Origin of the sequence: Micromonospora rifamycinica (assembly GCF_900090265.1) — a bacterium.
In the GTDB taxonomy this organism is placed as follows: domain Bacteria; phylum Actinomycetota; class Actinomycetes; order Mycobacteriales; family Micromonosporaceae; genus Micromonospora; species Micromonospora rifamycinica.
Genome location: NZ_LT607752.1, coordinates 5828613 through 5845946 on the forward strand (window position 1 = coordinate 5828613; position 17334 = coordinate 5845946).

Consider the following 17334-nt stretch of genomic DNA (forward strand, 5'->3'; position numbering starts at 1 on the left):
CGGCGTGATGGTGGGTGCCCGCGCCGGTAGCGTCAAGCCCCATGACGGTCGTGCATCCGATCACCCGGGCCTGGATCACCACTGGCGGCACCGGCGCGCAGAACTACGACGAGTTCGCCGACGACGCGGAGATCACCGCGATCATCGAGGCGAACCCGCACAGTGCCCTCGGCATCGAGATGCCCCACCGGGCGCCGGAGAGTCTCGGGAAGTCCTTCCTCGATGCGCTCGGCGACGCGGTGGCCCGGCTCACCGAGGCGAAGGCCGACGGCAGCTACACCCCGGCCGAGCAGGTCGTCGTCCTCTACCGGATCAGCGCCCCGGGCGAGGAGCCGGCGTACGGGCTGTTCGCGATGGTCGACACCGACCAGATCTCCACCAGCGCCGACGAGCCCGGCCTGGTCATCCGCAACGAGGACGTCTTCATCGCCAAGGTGCGGGAGCGGGTCGCCCTGGCCGAGGCGCTGGGTCACCTGCTCTCGCCCGTGCTCCTGTTGCAGACCGGGCGGGGCGACGAGCTGCACGCCGCGCTCGCGGCGGCGACCGACGCGGCGGGCGTGCCGGCGGCCACCGACACCGACCAGGCCGGCCGGACGCACGCCATCTGGCTGCTCGGCCCCGGCCCCGACCAGGACGCGCTGACCGCGCTGGCCGGCGGCGGCGAACTGGTGGTCGCCGACGGCAACCACCGCAGCCTGGCCGCGCAGACCGGCGGCTTCCCGCGCTTCCTCGCGGTGGTCACCACGCCGGCATCGGTCGCCATCCAGCCCTACAACCGGCTGGTCAGCGAGCTGACCAGCACCCCCGACGAGCTGCTCGACCGGCTCCGCGCCGCCGGGGCGCAGCTCGCCCCGATCGACGGCCCGGTCGAGGTCCCGGCGGCCGGCGGCACCGTGCACCTCCGGCTCGCCGGCCAGGGGTACGCGGTGACCCTGCCGCACGACGCCGACGCCGCCCGGCTGGAGAACCTCGACCACGCCCTGGTCGAACGGCTGCTGCTGCGCGACGCCCTCGGCCTCGACCCGGGCGACAAGCGGATCACCTACGTCGGCGGCGACTACCCGGCGAGCTGGCTCACCGGCGAGGTCGACGCCGGCCGGGCCGAGCTGGCCGTCCTGATCGCCCCGGTGACCGTGGACGACTTCGTCGCGGTGAACCTGGCCCGGGAGAAGATGCCCCGCAAGAGCACCTGGTTCACCCCGAAGGCGCGCGGCGGTCTGGTCGTCGCCGAACTGCCCCGCTGACCGTGTGACGAATCCGCCCCGGCACGCCGCCCCCACGGCGGGCCGGGGCGCGGCCCTGACAGACTGCCCGGTATGCGCGTCTACCTGGGATCCGATCACGCCGGCTTCGAGTTGAAGGTGCACCTGGCCAATCACCTGGCCAAGCAGGGATACGAGCTGGTCGACCTCGGCCCGCACGCCTTCGACCCCGACGACGACTACCCGACCTTCTGCCTGCACACCGGGGACCGGGTGGTGGCCGACCCGGGCAGCCTGGGCGTGGTCATCGGCGGCTCCGGCAACGGCGAGCAGATCGCCGCCAACAAGGTCGTCGGCGTCCGGGCAGCGCTGGCCTGGAGCGTCGAGACCGCCCAGCTCGGTCGGCAGCACAACGACGCCAACGTGGTGGCCGTCGGTGCCCGCCAGCACACCCTGGACGAGGCCGCCGCCATCGTCGAGGCGTTCCTCACCACCCCGTTCTCCGGCAACGAGCGGCACGGTCGGCGGATCGCCCAGGTGGCCGAGTACGAGCGCACCCGCGAACTGCCCGACCTGCCCTGACCCGCCCCCGGCACACCGACCGGGCCGGCCGCCGGCTGGCCCGGTCCCGGCCCGCCGCCCGGCCCGGGTGACGCCGGTCACCGTCCCGACCGGTCCTCCGGGTCAGGCCCGGTCACTGGCCCGAGCCGTCCCCGGTGACGCCGGTCACCGGCCCGAGCGGGGCAGGTCCTCCCGGGGCACCCAGTTCCGTCGGATGATCACCAGCCGTTCCTCGGCCTCGGCCAGGTCCCGCTCGGTGGGCCGGGCCGCGTCCCGGGCGCGCAGCGCCGCGCTCACCCCGACCTGCGACGAGCCGGAACCGACCAGCCCCCGCAGCCCCCGCTCGCCGTCCTCGCCGCCCGGGGCGGACCGCCGGGGTCGGGGCGCGGCAACCCCGTCGTGCACCTCCGCGGTGACCGCCGCCGGTGGCCCGTCCGTGCCGTCCCCCGGCTGGGGTGAGTGCCGTAACCGGCGTCGTCGCCGCTCCGCATCCGCCATCTGCCGACCGTACCGCCCGGCGGCCCCGGGCCGGGCCGGCCGCGGCGGTTTGTCCGCTCGCTACCCTCGAAGACGGTGGACCGGTCGACGGCCGGCACCGGTCATGGGGAGGAAACGAAATGGCAGACCAGACACAGCCGTGGGCCGAGCGGACCGTCGAGGTGCCGCCCCAGCCCGGTGTCGGGGTGCCGCCGCAGCGGGATCCGTTCCGCCGGGGCGTCGCCTCGGTGGGGCAGCCCCGGGCTCCGCGCACCGAGCCGTTCCCGGTGGTCGACCACGACGACTCCGGCTGGGCCGAGCCGGCCGCGCCGCGCCGGCCGATGAGCTGGCACGTCGAGCAGTTGCGCCGGGGCGGTGAGTGGAGCGCGGCCGGCGCGCTTTTCGCCTTCGTCTGCTGGGGCATCTGGGCCATCTCCGGCCGGGGCGACCTGGGCGCCCCGCTGCTCGCCTTCCTGCTCAGCCTGCTGGTGGCGGCCGGCCTCTTCGCGCTCTCCCGGCTGCTCGGCCGGGTCGTCCTGGAGCGCCAACTGGGCCGCGTCCGCCGCAGCGCACGCGGTGCCCACCTGGTGACGGGGATCTTCCTGGCCGGGGTCGGCATCGCCTACCTCCAGCAGACCCAGTGGGTGATGGACGCCTGGAACTTCGTCACCGGCAACTGAGTGCCCCCGGCCGCCGGTGACCGGCTGCCCCGCCCGTCGCTGATCGCCTGTCCCGCCGCCGGTGACCGACCGCGCCGCCGGCCGGGCGCGGGTGGTGGCCCGGTACGGCGGGCGGGCCGGGTGGTGTACCCGGTCCGCCCGCGTCCGGTCGCGGGCTGACCCACGACTCCGGTCGACTCCACCAGGCCGGACGCTGTCTTACCCCGCCGAACCCTCTTCATCCCCCTCCGCCGGGTGACCCCACACCCGCGTCGGTGCTGCCCACGGGCGGGGACGTGGTCGTATGACCTCATCAGTATGTTGAGCTTCGTCGATCTATCGCTCTAGGCTCCCGCCATCGAACCGGCGCTCCACCGGCGCCGCCGAGGGTTGGAGGCCCAGTGAACCGTTGGCGCAGTCTCATCGGCCGGACGGCCGCCGCGATGGTGGCGATCACCGCCGGGTCGCTCGTCCTGACCGCCCCGGCCACCGCCGCGCCCATCGCCGACCCCGCGCCGTCGGTCGTCGGCGGCACCCGGGCGGCCCAGGGCGAGTTCCCGTTCATGGTCCGGCTCTCCATGGGCTGCGGCGGGGCGCTCTACAGCCCCCGGCTGGTGCTCACCGCCGCCCACTGCGTGAACCGCACCGGCAACAACACCAGCATCACCGCGACCCTCGGCGCGGTCGACCTCCAGTCGAGCAGCCGGATCCAGGTCAAGTCCAACTACGTCTACCGGGCCCCCGGCTACAACGGCAGCGGCAAGGACTGGGCGCTCATCCGGCTCGCCACCCCGGTCACGTCGCAGGCCACCCTGCCCATCGCCACCACCACCGCGTACGACAGCGGCACCTTCACCGTCGCCGGCTGGGGCGCGGCCCGCGAGGGTGGGGCGCAGCAGCGTTACCTGCTCAAGGCCACCGTGCCCTTCGTCAGTGACGCGAGCTGCTCCGCCTCCTACCCCGGTGAGCTGATCGCCGCCGAGGAGATCTGCGCCGGCTACGCCAGCGGTGGCACCGACACCTGCCAGGGTGACTCCGGTGGCCCGATGTTCCGTCGGGACGCCGCGAACGCCTGGATCCAGGTGGGCATCGTGAGCTGGGGCGACGGCTGTGCCCGGCCCAACGCCCCCGGCGTCTACACCCAGGTGAGCACGTTCGCCGCGTCGATCGCCTCGGCCGCCGCCAGCCTCGGCGGCTGACCGGCCCGGCACCCGTACCCGTTTCCCGCCGCGCCACCGACCGTCACCCCGGCGGTCGGTGGCGCGACGGCGTCCGGTGCTCCGGCCGGCACCCGCACCGGCCGGCTCTCCCGCTCGGCTGTCTTCCGCTCAGCCGTCGCCGGCGAAGCGGTACAGCACGAAGTCGCGCTCGGCCCCGCACACGATCGTCGAGGTGTTCCACGAACACGACTCGCTGCGGACGCCCTGGAGCTGCCCCATCTCGGTCAGGTCACCGGCGGTCGACACCCCGGCGATGCTGCGGTCGTCCTCGAAGCTGCTCGGGGTCTCCGCGAAGACCAGCAGGTTGCCGGCGTCGACCCGGGCCGCCGTACCCTTCCGGTCGGCCAGCACCGTCTTGCCGGCCGGGTCGAAGAGGCTCACCGTGGTCTTCGGCGAATCCCGCCGGACGAGCAGGTGCTCACCCACCGGCACCAGGTCGCGGCCACCCGCCGCCGGCCACCGACGGCTGCCCTTGCCCTCGGTGGCGGCGACCACCTCGGTCCGCTCGGCCTCCCCGTCCGGCACCTCGAGCAGGCAGGCCCGGTGCTCGCCGCAGGCCACCAGCCCGGTGACCCGCCGCTGGTCGCCCGCGCTGTAGAGCACCGTCGGCTCGGCGAGGCTGCCCAGGTCGTACCCGAGGAGCTTGTACCCCCGGTCCTCCTCGACGAGGTACAGCCGGTCGGCGTGGGCGACCATCCGGTCGGTGACGTCGGCGACCCCGTCCCGGCGGCGCAGCACCTTGCCGCTGTTCATGTCGAGCACCCGGACCGACCGGTCGGCCCCCACCTGCACGAGCCGGTCGGCGTCCCCCCGCCAGGGGGTGCGTGGAGCGCCGTCGAACTGGGCGGGACCGGCCGCGCCCGCCCCGGTGCCGACCGGCAGCACCGTGGTCCGGGTGTCGCCGTACTCGCTGCGCGGGTTGGGCTGCTCCCACTGCTGCCTGCCGTCGCGCAGCCGCAGGCCGACCAGGCGGCTGCCGCCGCCGTCCACCCACACCAGGGTGTCGGCGGTGACGTGCACCGCGTCGTCCCCGTGCACCGGCAGCCGCCACCGTTCCCTGCCGGACCCGGCGTCGAGCACCACCACGTCCCGTGGCGTGCTGTCGCCGGCCGCGTCCGCGACGGCCAGCACCGCCCCGGGCACCGCCCGGACCCCGGTCCACCGCTGGGCGCCCGCCGCGATGGTGTTCCGCCACGCCTGTTTCCCGGTGCCGGCGTCGACCGCGACCACCGTCAACCGGTCGTCAGGGAGCTGATAGGCCAGGTACGCACGGTCGTCGGCCACGGCGGTGAACATCGCCGTCGGCCGGTCCCCGTCGGCGGCGGGCCGGGCCACCTCGGTCAGGATGTGGAAGTCGAGCGCCGGGTAGCGGTCCCGGGTGAACCAGAGTGCCGCCGCGCCCAGCACCCCGGCCAGCGCCAGGCCCGCGCCGAGCCCGATCCACCACCTCCGACGTTCGCGCCGCACCGGCCCCACCGGCTGGCCGCCGGCCTCCGGCGACGTCGGCGATCCCGTCCCGGGTACGCCCGGCCAGCCCGTCCCCGCCGGGTGTCCGCCCTGACCCGGCACGCCGACCGGCGTGGGAGCGACCGGTGTGGCCAGCAGCGTCCCGCCGGTCGCCGCAGCCGGCAGCGTGCCGCTCGGCCCGGCGGGGAGGGTGCCGCCCGGTGCCGCGGGAGTGCCGTCGTCCGGTCCGGTCGGAGTGGTGCCGGGCGGTCCGGCGGGCGGGGCGAGGGCCGCCGCGCCGGCCGGTGCGGGACGCCGGCTGCGGCGGGGCAGCGGCAGGTCGGTGAGCGCGCCCTCGGCCACCGGCAGCTCAGGCTGCTCCAGCACGGTCGGCGCGACGCCCAGCTCGGTGTGCAGCAGCCGGGCGACCAGCGGAACCCGGGACGAGCCACCGACCAGGAAGAGCCCGGCGAGCCGGTCCGGCGTGAGCCCCGCCTCGGCGATCACCTCGCGGGTACGGGCGACGGCCCGGGTCAGCAGGGGAGTGGCCAGCCGCTCCAGGTCCTCCCGGGTGAGTGGCACGGTGGCCTCCAGGCCGGGTACCGCGACCGGCGCGACGCTCACCCGGGACAGCATCTCCTTCGCCCCGCGTACGGCGTCCCGGAGCTGCTGCCGGTCCCGCCACTGGCCGGTCGTCTCCGGCCGGGTCAGCCGGCCCCAGAGCGCCGGCTGCTCCCCGCCGACCAGCTCACCGAGCCGGCCGAGCAGGGCCTCGTCGAGGTCGAGCCCACCGAGGTCGGCCATCCCGCCGGTGGCGATGACCGTGAATCCCGAGTCGCCCCACGGGTCGGCGCCCTCGTTGCGGACGACCGCCACGTCCAGCGTGCCGCCGCCGAAGTCGAACACCGCGACCGACTCGCCCACCGGCACCGGTCGGCGCAGCACCTCGGTGTAGTAGCGGGCCGCCGCGACCGGTTCCCGCAGCAGCCGGGTGCCGACCGGCACCGGGCCGGACATCGTGTGCTCGGCCGCCGACGGCCACCCGGCCAGGCTCAACGCGTCGTGCAGGACCTGTCGCCGGGGTGCCTGCCAGGCGGCGGGATAGGTGACCACCGCCGGGGGCAGGAAACCCACCGTCGCCACCGCCTGCTCGGCGATCGCCCACAGGGTCGCGGCGAGCAGCTCCGCCGGGGCGTACGACCGGTCGCCGAGGGGTACCGTCGGCTCGTCCACCCGACGCTTCGGGTTCGGCTCGTAGCGGGTCGGGTCCGCCTGGGCCAGCCGTTGGGCGTCCCGGCCGACGTGTAACCGGCCGTCGGTGTCGGCGTAGACCCCGGAGGGGAGGACCGGCTGGCCGTCGACGAGCAGCGGCCGGGTCCGCCCGTCCGGCCAGCGCAGCACGGCCACGGTGTTGGAGGTGCCCAGGTCGACCCCGAGGGCGTATCCGTCCTGCTGGCCTGCCATCCGTCGCTACCTCCGCCGGGACGAGGGGATGCCCGGTCCCGCATGGTACGTCTCCCGCGCCGCCCCGGGCTCCGGCCGGTCCGTCGCGGGGTGGCGGCACGGCTCGGGGGCGGCCCCGGCGGCCCGGACCGGAGTCGGCCCCGGCGGCCCGGACCGGAGTCGGCCCCGGCGGCCCGGACCGGGCTCAGCCCCGGCGGCCCGGCTCGCGGGGCGGGATCGCGTCGGCGTAGGAGCCGGCCGGCCCCGCGTAGCGCCTCCCGTCGCGGTACGGCCAGGCGTTCGCGGTGCAGCCGTGCAGGCCCAGCGTCTGCTGCTGCATCACCGGTGCGGGTCGGCCCCGCCCCGGGCACCGCTCGTGGCCGTGGCCGAGCCGGTGCCCGACCTCGTGGTTGACCACGTACCGCCGGTAGGTCTCCAGGCTCGCGCCGTAGCCCGGCACGCCCTTCACCCAGCGGGCCACGTTGACCACCACCCGGTCGCCGTTGCGGCACGAGGTGTAGCCGTCCGCGGCGTCCCCGCACAGCTCGTCGCGGGTGCCCGGGGTGGCCAGGTGCACGGTGAAGTCGGCGGGTCCGCCGGGGCCGACCCGCCACAGGCGCAGCCTCCCACCCGAGGCCCAGCCCTGCGGGGCGGTCAACGTCGCGCCGACCTCGGCCGCGAACCCGGCCACCGGCAGCCCCCGGATGTCCCGCTCCACCGCCACCCGGTACCGCACCAGCCGGCCGGTGCCCGTCGGGGCCGCCGGCTCCCCGGCCGCGACCTGCCAGCGGTTGCTCCCGTCCGCCGGATAGCTGACCGGGGCGGTCCCGGCCCGGCCCGCCGTCGTCCCGCCACCCGCCGCTACAGGTCCGCCGGTCGCCGCGAGCGGTACGCCGCCGACCGCTGCCGCAGGTCCGCCGCTCGCCGTCGGCCCGGCCGCCGCTGCCGGGTCGGCCGGTCCCGCCGCAGCCCGGTCCGCCGTCGTGGGCACCCCGCAGCCGGCCAACCAGCCGGCCACCAGCAGCGCCGCCGCCGGCCGTCGGAACCGGCCGCTGCCCCGGTGGGGGCTACCCTTCGTCGCCATGACGCTCCCTCCGCCCGGCGCCGGTCGGCGACGGGTAGCGGGAAGGACGGGCGGCCCGCCGCCATAGTTGATCCGTCCCGGACTCAACCTTTCGGTGGCCCGGCCCGTCCTGTGTGTCGTGAGATGCGGGAAGTGCGGGCCGGGATGCGGGAAGAGCGGGCATGGCCCGGGGTGACGCCGAGTTCGTCGAGTTCGCCCGGTCGGCCTCCGGGCGGTTGACGCATGCCGCCTTCCTGATGACCGGCAACCACCACCAGGCCGAGGACGCCGCGCAGACCGCGCTGGTCCGCACGTACGCGTCGTGGTCGCGGATCCGCGACGAGGACGCCTACGGGTACGCCCGGACGGTCCTGGTCAACCACCTCGTCGACGGGTGGCGGCGGCCGATCCGCGAGTACCCCACCGACGAGCTGCCCGAGCAGCGGCACGGTGATGTCGCCGAGGACGTCGCCACCCGCCGCTGGCTGCTCGCCATCCTCGGCGCGCTCAGCCCCCGCGAGCGGGCCATCGTCGTGCTCCGCTACTACTTCGACCTCCCGGAGGCGCAGGTGGCCCGCGAACTGGGCGTATCGCTCGGCACGGTGAAGAGCACCAGCTCCCGGGCGTTGCAGAAGCTGCGCGCCACCGGTACCCCGACGACCCAGGGCGCCCCCCGGTGAACGAGCTGGAGCAGCTCCGCCGGGCGATGCGGGCGACCGAGGGGCCGTACCACGACGATCTCGACCTGACCGCGATCATGCGCGACGGCCGGCGGCTGCGCCGACGCCGCCGGTTCGTCGGTGCGGGCGCGACGGCGCTGGTCACCGTGCTGGTGGCCGGCGGCGTCGGGTTGGGCGTGCGGTGGGTACGGCCGCCGGCCCCGGACCGGCCGCCCGTCGGCGGCGTCGCCGCCCCCACCGGTGCGTCCCCGGCCACCCCGCCGCCGCCGGGATCCGCCCCTACCCGTATGCCCCCGGCCACCCCGCCGGGATCCGTCCCCACCGGTGCGCCCCCGGCCACCCCGCCGGAAACCGATTCCCACCGGCGGCCGGTCGGCGACGTAGTGGAGACCGGCATCTGGTACGGCGGCGGCCAGCGGGTGTACTACATGGTGGCGGTCGACCTGCCGGAGGCGCCCGGGGTGCGGATCGGACTGATGGCCGGTCGCCGTACCCCCGCCGGGGACCTGACCGACGACATCGTCGTCAACGACGTGCGGGGCAGCGACCGACGACCGGGTTTCCACGAGATCGGGTACGACGACGCGACCCCCTCGGCGACCCGCCCGCCGGTGCCGACCTTCGGCTACTTCGTCGGTCCGGTGAGCCGGATCGTCGGCACCGTCGACGGTCGACAGGTCGAGGCCCGGCTGGCCCGGTGGAGCACCGACCCGGAACTGGTGATCTTCTGGTTCAACCCGGCCGACCTCGCCCCCGGCGTGCGCCTCGACGGCATCGTCGCCCGGGACCGGACCGGTCGGCCGCTCTGACCCGGCCGCCGACCGGGCCGGGGCGGCCGGGAGCTTGTACCGTCGCGGGCATGACAGGTGGCGACTGGTCGGACGTCCGGGGACGGCTCGCGCGGCTGGCTGCGACGCCCGGTGCCGGCGCGGTGTTCGGCTCCTCCGACCACGGGTGGGAGCTCGAACCGCCGCTGACCGCCGGGGAACTGGCCGAGGTGGAGGCGCAGCTCCAGGTGGAGCTGCCCGCCGAGTACCGGTCCTTCCTCCGGGAGGCGGGCCGGGGCGGCGCGGGACCGGCCTACGGGCTGTTCCCGCTGCGCCGGCGCGACGGGCGGTGGCAGTGGGAGGGCGACGGCGCCGACCTGACCACGCTGGAGGCCCTGGGGCAGCCGTTCGCCCACGTCGAGGCGTTCAACCCGGCCGACGGCCTCCCCGCCCACCCCGACGAGGACGACTACGACTCGCCGGAGGCGTTCGCCGCCGCGCAGGACGCCCACTGGGAGCAGCACGAGCGGATCGTCCTCACCCCGGAGCACTCGGTCGGCCTGCTGTACCTGTGCCATCTCGGCTGTGCGCTGCGGGAGGCACTCGTGGTCAGTGGTCCCGCCCGGGGCCGGATGTGGGCCGACGACATCGCCGAGGGCGGCGGCTTCCGGCCGCTGTACGACGACGACGGCACCCCGCTCGGTTTCGCCCGCTGGTACCGGCGCTGGCTGGTGGCCGCCGAGGGCGAGGCCGCATCCGGTGGGACCGACGTCCGGCAGCGCGCCTCGGCGCGGTAGGGGAACTCGGCGCGGTAGGGGAACAGGTGGCGGCGGCGGACCGCTGCGATCACGCCGCGCGGGTCTGCGGTCAGGTGGACGATGACCCCGTGCCGTCAGGGGGTACGGCCCCGGGCGGGTACTCCTCGGGCAGGGGCGGCCGGACGTGCCTGCGGTCCCTCGGATCGGCCGCCGCGTGCACGGCGAAGTTGCGGCGGGCGTCGAGCAGGCTCAGGTCCCGGTTGGGGCCGCCGCGTACCCGGTCGGCGTCCTGGTCGTCCTGACCGTCGTCCTCCCAGAAGCAGACGTCGCAGATCTCGAAGCAGCCCCGCTCGCCCAGGGTGAGATAGCCGCAGCACGGGCAGGCGTACAGCCCGGCCGCCGGCCCCCGGTCGACGAACGTCCCCTCGTCATGACGCGCCACGACGTCGAGCCTTCCACAGGACGCCGCAACGAGCACGGCCCAGACAGTGATCATGCCGCTGACCTGGGCTGGATGGTGTGGAGCGGGCGACGGGAATCGAACCCGCACCGTCAGTTTGGAAGACTGAAGCTCTGCCATTGAGCTACGCCCGCGTACGCCCGGCATCCCGGGACGCGCCGCCAGCCTACCCCCACCCCCGGCCCCCCGCGCACCGGCATTCCCACCCACCCCACCCCTCCTCCGCCCCTCCTCCGCTCCGCCCTCGCTCCGCCCTCGCCCCGCCCTCCTCCGCCCTCGCTCCGCCCTCGCTCCGCCCTCGCTCCGGTGATCAAGAGGTTTGCGTCGCTCCGGGGCGATCCCCGTGACGCAAACCTCTTGATCACCGGGGCGAGGCGCATCGGGCGAGGCGCACCGGGGCGAGGCGCATCGGGGGGAGGCGCATCGGGGCGAGGCGGTGGGGATGCCCCGGGGTACCGGGTGGGGCGCGACGGCATACACTTCTTTGGCCACGGGGTGTGGCGCAGCTTGGTAGCGCACTCGCTTTGGGAGCGAGGGGCCGTGGGTTCAAATCCCGCCACCCCGACTGCGTGCGCGTCCGGGTGACCCGGGACGACGCCGATTCCGCGCGGTACGCCGGGCGCTGCCGGGGCAGCGTCCCGGCTCGCCTACACTCGATGGGCACAATCACGCCCAGATCCAACCCGCCCAGACCCAAACTGAGATCCGTCAAGGAGTACGCCTGTGAAGAGCACCGTCGAGACTCTGAGCCCGACGCGCGTGCGGCTCGCCATCGAGGTGCCGTTCGTCGAGCTCGAGCCGAGCCTCAAGAAGGCGTACCGGGAGATCGGCCAGCAGGTCCAGGTTCCCGGCTTCCGTCGGGGCAAGATCCCGGCCGCCGTCATCGACCAGCGGGTGGGCCGGGGCACCGTGCTCAACGAGGCGGTGCAGGAGGCCATCCCGCAGAACATCCTCGCCGCGGTCCGCGAGCACGACCTCAAGACGCTCGGTCGCCCCGAGGTCGAGATCACCGAGTTCAACGACGGTGACTCGCTCAACTTCACCGCCGAGGTCGACGTCCGGCCGGAGCTGACCCTGCCGGACCCGGCCACCGTCGAGGTGACCGTCGACGAGCTCCAGATCGACGAGAGCGAGATCGACGAGCAGATCAAGAACCTGCGCGAGCGGTTCGCCACGCTGAAGACCGTCGAGCGGGCCGCCGCCGAGGGCGACTACGTGCAGATCGACCTGAACGCGACGGTCGACGGCGAGGACGTGCCGGGCGGGTCGGCGAGCAACATCTCGCACGAGGTCGGCAGCAAGCAGCTCCTGCCGGGACTGGACGAGGCCCTGGTCGGTCTCGCCGCCGGTGACGACACCACCTTCACCACCCAGCTGGTGGGCGGCGACTTCGCCGGCCGCGACGCCGAGGTGGCGGTGACCGTCCGTACGGTCAAGGAGAAGGAGCTGCCCGAGCTGGACGACGACTTCGCCCAGATGGCCAGCGAGTTCGACACCATCGACGAGCTCCGTGCCGACCTGCGGGAGAAGGTCAGCCGGGGCAAGCGGGTCGAGCAGATCTACGCCGCCCGGGACAAGGCCCTGGAGCAGCTGGTCGCGGCCGCCGAGGTGCCCGCCCCGGAGGGCGTCGTCCGCGAGGAGGTCGAGAGCCGTAAGCAGGCGATGGTCGACCAGCTGGAGCGGATCGGCGCCTCGATGGAGGAGTACCTCGCCGCCGAGGAGAAGACCGAGGAGCAGATCGACGCCGAGCTGGCCGAGGCGGCGACCGAGGGTGTCAAGATCCAGCTGCTGCTGGACACCCTGGCCGACGCCGAGGACACCCAGGTCTCCGACGACGAGTTCGGGCACGAGATCGTCCACCGGGCGCAGCGCGCCGGGATGGCCCCTCAGCAGTACTACGACCAGCTGGTCCGCTCCGGTGCCGCCGGCGCCGTCTTCGGCGACGTGCGGCGCGGCAAGGCGCTCGCCGCCATGATGGAGAAGATCACTATCAAGGACTCGGCCGGCAACGAGGTCACCCTCGACGCGCTGCGGGCCGAGAGCGAGCAGGCGCACGACCACGACCACGAGCACTGATCCACACCCGGTAGGCCGCCGTCCGCCCGTTGCGGCAGACGGCGGCCGAACCCCTTTTCCGGGTACGTCCCGAGCCAGCTGCGCTGAGAGCGAACAGTGCCGCGACCGGGAGTCGATCACCCGGTCGAGCGGTTAATGTCGGGGACGACGGTACGGAGAGCGAAGGGCTGCCATGACCGACATGCACATCCCAGCGAAGCCGCTCCGGGCGATCGAAGCCCGCGGTGGCGACACCATTGGCAACCTCGACGACTCGGTCTACAACCGGTTGCTCAAGGAACGCATCATCTTCCTCGGCAGCGAGGTGAACGACCAGGTCGCCAACCGCATCTGCGCCCAGCTGCTGCTGCTCGCCGCGGAGGACCCGGACCGCGACATCTTCCTCTGGATCAACTCGCCGGGTGGCTCGGTCTACTCCGGCATGGCGATCTACGACACCATGCAGTACATCGACAACGACGTGTCGACCGTGGCGATGGGCATGGCCGCCTCGATGGGTCAGCTGCTGCTCTGCGCGGGCACCAAGGGCAAGCGGTACGCCCTCCCGCACGCGCGGATCATGATGCACCAGCCGTCCGGTGGCCTCGGCGGCACCGCGTCGGACATCGCGATCCAGGCCGAGCAGATGCTCTACACCAAGCGGATGTTCCAGGAGCGGGTCGCCCACCACACCGGGCAGAGCCAGGCGCAGATCGAGGCCGACTCGGACCGGGACCGTTGGTTCACCGCCCAGGAGGCGATGGACTACGGCTTCATCGACAAGGTGATCATCGGAGCCACGCAGGTTCCGGATGGCGCCGGGACCTTGAGCTGAGGAGCTGACGATGACCGACCTGAGCCTGCCGCCCCAGTTCGCGGGCGTGCACAACCGTTACGTCCTGCCGTCGTTCGTCGAGCGCACCTCGTACGGGGTCAAGGAGTCCAACCCGTACAACAAGCTCTTCGAGGACCGGATCATCTTCCTCGGCGTCCAGGTCGACGACGCGTCCGCCAACGACGTGATGGCGCAGCTGCTGACGCTCGAGGGCACCGACCCGGACCGCGACATCATCATGTACATCAACTCGCCCGGTGGTTCGTTCACCGCCATGACGGCGATCTACGACACCATGCAGTACGTCCGGCCGGACATCTCCACGGTCTGCCTGGGCCAGGCGGCCAGCGCGGCGGCGGTGCTGCTGGCGGCGGGCACGCCGGGCAAGCGGATGGCGCTGCCCAACTCGCGGATCATCATCCACCAGCCGGCCACCGAGGGCGGCTACGGGCAGGGCTCGGACATCGAGATCCAGGCCCGGGAGATCCTGCGGATGCGTACCCAGCTGGAGGACATGCTCTCCCGGCACTGCAACCGCCCGATCGAGCAGGTTCGCAAGGACATCGACCGTGACAAGATCATGACGGCCGAGGAGTCCAAGGAGTACGGGCTGGTCGACACCATCCTGACCAGCCGCAAGAAGGGCCTGCTGGCCGCCAACGCGGCCCGCTGAGCATCATCGGGTCGGGGGTCGGCCGGGCGGCACATTCCGGCCGACCTCTGACACGCCCGTTTTGGGGGTCGGAGAAACCTCCGCCAGCGGGTAACGTCGGGTCCGTACGGCGTGGCCGGGTCGGACCGGCGGAACGGATTTCACCACGGACGGGCGCCCCGCGCCCGCGGTTCAGGGCCGGGTTCCGGTCGACGAGTGCAGGGAGAACGTAGGTGGCACGGATCGGTGACGGCGGCGACCTACTGAAGTGCTCGTTCTGCGGCAAGTCGCAGAAGCAGGTCAAGAAGCTCATCGCAGGGCCAGGTGTCTACATCTGCGACGAGTGCATCGATCTCTGCAACGAGATCATCGAGGAAGAGCTGGCCGAGTCGGGCGAAGTGAAGTGGGAAGAGCTTCCCAAGCCGATGGAGATCTGCCAGTTCCTCGACAACTATGTCGTCGGTCAGGACCAGGCCAAGAAGGCGCTCGCGGTCGCGGTCTACAACCACTACAAGCGGATCCAGGCCGAGGCGGCCAACGCCCCGGGTTCCGGCAACGACGCGGTCGAGCTGGCCAAGTCCAACATCCTGCTGCTCGGCCCGACCGGCTGCGGCAAGACACACCTCGCGCAGACCCTGGCCCGGATGCTGAACGTGCCGTTCGCGATCGCCGACGCCACCGCGCTGACCGAGGCGGGCTACGTCGGCGAGGACGTGGAGAACATCCTCCTCAAGCTGATCCAGGCCGCCGACTACGACATCAAGCGCGCCGAGACCGGCATCATCTACATCGACGAGGTCGACAAGATCGCCCGTAAGTCCGAGAACCCGTCGATCACCCGGGACGTCTCCGGCGAGGGCGTCCAGCAGGCCCTGCTCAAGATGCTGGAGGGCACGGTGTCGAACGTGCCGCCGCAGGGCGGACGCAAGCACCCCCACCAGGAGTTCATCCAGATCGACACCACCAACGTGCTGTTCATCTGCGGTGGTGCCTTCGCCGGTCTCGACCAGATCATCGAGTCCCGCACCGGTTCCGGCGGCACCGGCTTCGGTGCCCGGCTCCGCTCGGTCTCGGAGCGTTCCACCGACGACATCTTCAGCCAGGTGATGCCGGAGGACATGCTCAAGTTCGGGCTGATCCCCGAGTTCATCGGCCGGCTGCCGGTCATCACCAACGTGCGCAGCCTGGACCGCTCCGCCCTGGTCCGGATCCTCACCGAGCCGCGCAACGCCCTGGTCCGGCAGTACCAGCGGCTCTTCGAGCTGGACGGCGTCGAGCTGGAGTTCGAGCCGCCGGCGCTGGAGGCGATCGCCGACCAGGCCATGCTCCGCGGCACCGGTGCCCGTGGTCTGCGCGCGATCATGGAGGAGGTCCTCCTCTCCGTGATGTACGAGGTGCCGAGCAACCCGGACGCCGCCCGGGTGCTGATCACCCGTGAGGCGGTCCTGGAGAACGTCAATCCGACGATCGTGCCGCGCGAGTTCACCGGCCGGCGGGCCCGCCGCGACCGCGAGGAGAAGTCGGCCTGACCGGCCTCCGCACCACCGTTCGGCAGCACGGCCTCGACGCCCGGGGCCGTGCTGCTGCGTGTGCCGGGCGGCGACACCTGCGCTGAACCTGCCGTCGCCTTCCTGCGGACCGGCCCGTCACCCGCTGTTCCCGGCCGCCTTCCGCCCGTACCCTGATCATCATGCGTGTCGCCGTCTGTCAGCTCAACGCCCGCGACGACCGGCGGGCGAACCTGGCCGCCGCCGAGGCCCTGCTGGTCCGCGCCGCGGCGGCCGGTGCCGACCTGGCGGTCCTTCCCGAGTACGTCGACTATCTCGGCCGTACCGACGGGATGCCGGAGGCGGAGGGGGTGGACGGCACGGTGGGGACGTTCTTCGCCGAGGTGGCCCGCCGGCTCGGAATCTGGCTGGTCGCCGGCTCCTTCCACGAGGTCGGGCCGGACCCGGCGCACACCTGGAACACGTCGCTGGTCTTCGACCGGTCCGGCACGCTCGCCGCCAGCTACCGGAAGATCCACCTGTACGACGTGGAGATTCCCGGTCGGGTGTCCTACCGCGAGTCCGCCACGGTCGCCGCGGGGCGGGAACCGGTGGTGGTCGACGTGGAAGGCCTGCGGGTGGGCCTGTCCATCTGTTACGACCTGCGTTTCCCGGAGCTGTACCGCCGGCTGGCCACCGACGGTGGGGCGCACCTGCTGGTCGTTCCGGCGGCCTTCATGGCACACACCGGGCGGGACCACTGGGAGGTGCTGCTGCGGGCGCGGGCGATCGAGAACCAGTGCTTCGTGGCCGCCGCCGGGCAGACCGGTGACCATGATCCGGGCCGGACCTGTTTCGGGCGCAGCATGGTGGTCGACCCCTGGGGCACGGTCCTCGGCCAGGTGCCCGACGGGCCGGGCCTGACCGTGGTCGAGCTGGACCTCGACCGGTTGCGGACGATCCGGGCCGAGCTGCCCAGCCTGGCGAACCGTCGTCTCTGACCGGCTCGCTCGGTCAGGTCACGCGGAGCGGGTCCGGTGTGCCGGGTCTGTCCGGTCCCGGCAGGCACCTCACACGGAGTTGCTCGGCTGCGCGGAGTCCGTCCGTACCCGGCACGCCCGTCACCCGGCGTGCGTCGGTGTTGCGGGGCCGGTCAGCTCAGCAGGACGCCCGCGACGGCGAGCCCGATGATCGCCGCCGCCGTGACCAGCAGGGCGGTTCCCATCCTGGACGGCCCACGCCGGGCGAGCCGAACGACCGACAGAACGACGACGACGAGTACGACGGCCGCGATCACCAGCTGCCAGAAGGGCAGCAGGAGCCCCAGCAACGCGTCGTCGGCGAGGGTGGCCGTGGGGGATCGGGACGCCTCATCCATGGCAGCCACTCTGGCACGGATCGGCCACCTCGTCGTCGTTTCCGGTGCCCGGTACCGCACCGCGGACGACGGGGACGGTGGCCGGGGGCGCGCGGGAGGCGTGGCGGAGGAGCCCTTCACCTGGTACGGGGGACCGGGCACCCGCGGTACCGGACCATCAGGCACTTGCGGCCACCGGGCACCCGCGGCAC

Annotated in this window: 17 protein-coding genes and 2 tRNA genes; 13 read left to right on the forward strand and 6 right to left on the reverse strand. The window is 73.5% G+C overall.

Translation table 11 applies throughout. The features are described from left to right. Positions 1 to 41: 41 nt before the first annotated feature. Together GA0070623_RS24690 and GA0070623_RS24695 are read left to right on the forward strand one after the other, a co-directional pair. A complete protein-coding gene (locus GA0070623_RS24690) occupies positions 42 to 1244 on the forward strand; it encodes a DUF1015 family protein (protein WP_067310684.1) in 1203 nt (400 codons plus the stop codon). 72 nt (positions 1245 to 1316) lie between these two features. Further along, positions 1317 to 1784 carry a ribose-5-phosphate isomerase gene (locus GA0070623_RS24695; RefSeq protein WP_067310681.1) on the forward strand — a complete coding sequence of 156 codons (468 nt, stop codon included), beginning with the start codon at positions 1317 to 1319 and terminating at the stop codon, positions 1782 to 1784. Between the two features lie 144 nt (positions 1785 to 1928). Here GA0070623_RS24695 and GA0070623_RS24700 read toward each other — a convergent pair whose 3' ends face one another. Further along, a complete protein-coding gene (locus GA0070623_RS24700; RefSeq protein ID WP_067310678.1) occupies positions 1929 to 2261 on the reverse strand; it encodes a hypothetical protein in 333 nt (110 codons plus the stop codon). A 119-nt stretch (positions 2262 to 2380) separates the two neighbouring features. Between GA0070623_RS24700 and GA0070623_RS24705 the strand changes: the two genes are divergently transcribed. Further along, positions 2381 to 2920 carry a hypothetical protein gene (locus GA0070623_RS24705; RefSeq protein ID WP_067310674.1) on the forward strand — a complete coding sequence of 180 codons (540 nt, stop codon included), beginning with the start codon at positions 2381 to 2383 and terminating at the stop codon, positions 2918 to 2920. 380 nt (positions 2921 to 3300) lie between these two features. Next, the gene (locus tag GA0070623_RS24710) at positions 3301 to 4098 is read left to right on the forward strand and encodes a S1 family peptidase (RefSeq protein WP_067310671.1); all 798 of its coding nucleotides are present in this window, start codon (positions 3301 to 3303) and stop codon (positions 4096 to 4098) included. Between the two features lie 129 nt (positions 4099 to 4227). On the opposite strand, the gene GA0070623_RS24715 is transcribed toward GA0070623_RS24710, so the two are convergent. Together GA0070623_RS24715 and GA0070623_RS24720 are read right to left on the reverse strand one after the other, a co-directional pair. Continuing rightward, positions 4228 to 7029, reverse strand: a complete 2802-nt coding sequence (locus tag GA0070623_RS24715; RefSeq protein ID WP_067310669.1) for an Hsp70 family protein — start codon at positions 7027 to 7029, stop codon at positions 4228 to 4230. A gap of 184 nt (positions 7030 to 7213) precedes the next feature. Then, on the reverse strand, positions 7214 to 8092 hold the full coding sequence (locus tag GA0070623_RS24720) for a DUF3152 domain-containing protein (protein WP_067310666.1): 879 nt from the start codon (positions 8090 to 8092) through the stop codon (positions 7214 to 7216). A 161-nt stretch (positions 8093 to 8253) separates the two neighbouring features. Here GA0070623_RS24720 and GA0070623_RS24725 point away from each other — a divergent pair, with 161 nt between their 5' ends. The 3 genes from GA0070623_RS24725 to GA0070623_RS24735 are packed head-to-tail and all read left to right on the forward strand — an operon-like array spanning position 8254 to position 10315. Further along, positions 8254 to 8751, forward strand: a complete 498-nt coding sequence (locus GA0070623_RS24725; RefSeq protein ID WP_067310663.1) for a SigE family RNA polymerase sigma factor — start codon at positions 8254 to 8256, stop codon at positions 8749 to 8751. Continuing rightward, positions 8748 to 9560, forward strand: a complete 813-nt coding sequence (locus tag GA0070623_RS24730; RefSeq protein ID WP_067310659.1) for a hypothetical protein — start codon at positions 8748 to 8750, stop codon at positions 9558 to 9560. Before GA0070623_RS24725 ends, GA0070623_RS24730 begins: the two co-directional genes overlap by 4 nt. Positions 9561 to 9610: 50 nt before the next feature. Continuing rightward, positions 9611 to 10315: an SMI1/KNR4 family protein gene (locus tag GA0070623_RS24735; protein WP_067310656.1), complete on the forward strand. Its 705-nt coding sequence runs from the start codon at positions 9611 to 9613 to the stop codon at positions 10313 to 10315. 70 nt (positions 10316 to 10385) lie between these two features. On the opposite strand, the gene GA0070623_RS24740 is transcribed toward GA0070623_RS24735, so the two are convergent. Both GA0070623_RS24740 and GA0070623_RS24745 read right to left on the reverse strand, forming a co-directional pair. Then, positions 10386 to 10772 carry a CPCC family cysteine-rich protein gene (locus tag GA0070623_RS24740; RefSeq protein WP_084261410.1) on the reverse strand — a complete coding sequence of 129 codons (387 nt, stop codon included), beginning with the start codon at positions 10770 to 10772 and terminating at the stop codon, positions 10386 to 10388. A 24-nt stretch (positions 10773 to 10796) separates the two neighbouring features. After that, positions 10797 to 10870 (reverse strand) — tRNA-Gly (locus tag GA0070623_RS24745). 357 nt (positions 10871 to 11227) lie between these two features. Here GA0070623_RS24745 and GA0070623_RS24750 point away from each other — a divergent pair. From GA0070623_RS24750 to GA0070623_RS24775, 6 genes are all read left to right on the forward strand, one after another. Further along, positions 11228 to 11301, forward strand: a tRNA-Pro gene (locus GA0070623_RS24750). 158 nt (positions 11302 to 11459) lie between these two features. Beyond that, complete coding sequence (tig, locus tag GA0070623_RS24755; RefSeq protein ID WP_067310653.1) at positions 11460 to 12812, forward strand: trigger factor; 1353 nt, start codon at positions 11460 to 11462, stop codon at positions 12810 to 12812. Between the two features lie 172 nt (positions 12813 to 12984). Then, positions 12985 to 13626: an ATP-dependent Clp protease proteolytic subunit gene (locus GA0070623_RS24760; RefSeq protein WP_067310650.1), complete on the forward strand. Its 642-nt coding sequence runs from the start codon at positions 12985 to 12987 to the stop codon at positions 13624 to 13626. A 10-nt stretch (positions 13627 to 13636) separates the two neighbouring features. Beyond that, positions 13637 to 14299: an ATP-dependent Clp protease proteolytic subunit gene (locus GA0070623_RS24765; protein WP_067310647.1), complete on the forward strand. Its 663-nt coding sequence runs from the start codon at positions 13637 to 13639 to the stop codon at positions 14297 to 14299. A 212-nt stretch (positions 14300 to 14511) separates the two neighbouring features. Beyond that, positions 14512 to 15807 carry an ATP-dependent Clp protease ATP-binding subunit ClpX gene (gene clpX, locus GA0070623_RS24770; RefSeq protein ID WP_067310644.1) on the forward strand — a complete coding sequence of 432 codons (1296 nt, stop codon included), beginning with the start codon at positions 14512 to 14514 and terminating at the stop codon, positions 15805 to 15807. 161 nt (positions 15808 to 15968) lie between these two features. Next, the gene (locus GA0070623_RS24775; RefSeq protein WP_067310640.1) at positions 15969 to 16766 is read left to right on the forward strand and encodes a carbon-nitrogen hydrolase family protein; all 798 of its coding nucleotides are present in this window, start codon (positions 15969 to 15971) and stop codon (positions 16764 to 16766) included. Between the two features lie 152 nt (positions 16767 to 16918). Here the strand turns inward: GA0070623_RS24775 and GA0070623_RS24780 are convergent, their stop codons facing one another. Further along, positions 16919 to 17143, reverse strand: a complete 225-nt coding sequence (locus tag GA0070623_RS24780; protein ID WP_067310636.1) for a hypothetical protein — start codon at positions 17141 to 17143, stop codon at positions 16919 to 16921. Positions 17144 to 17334: the final 191 nt, after the last annotated feature.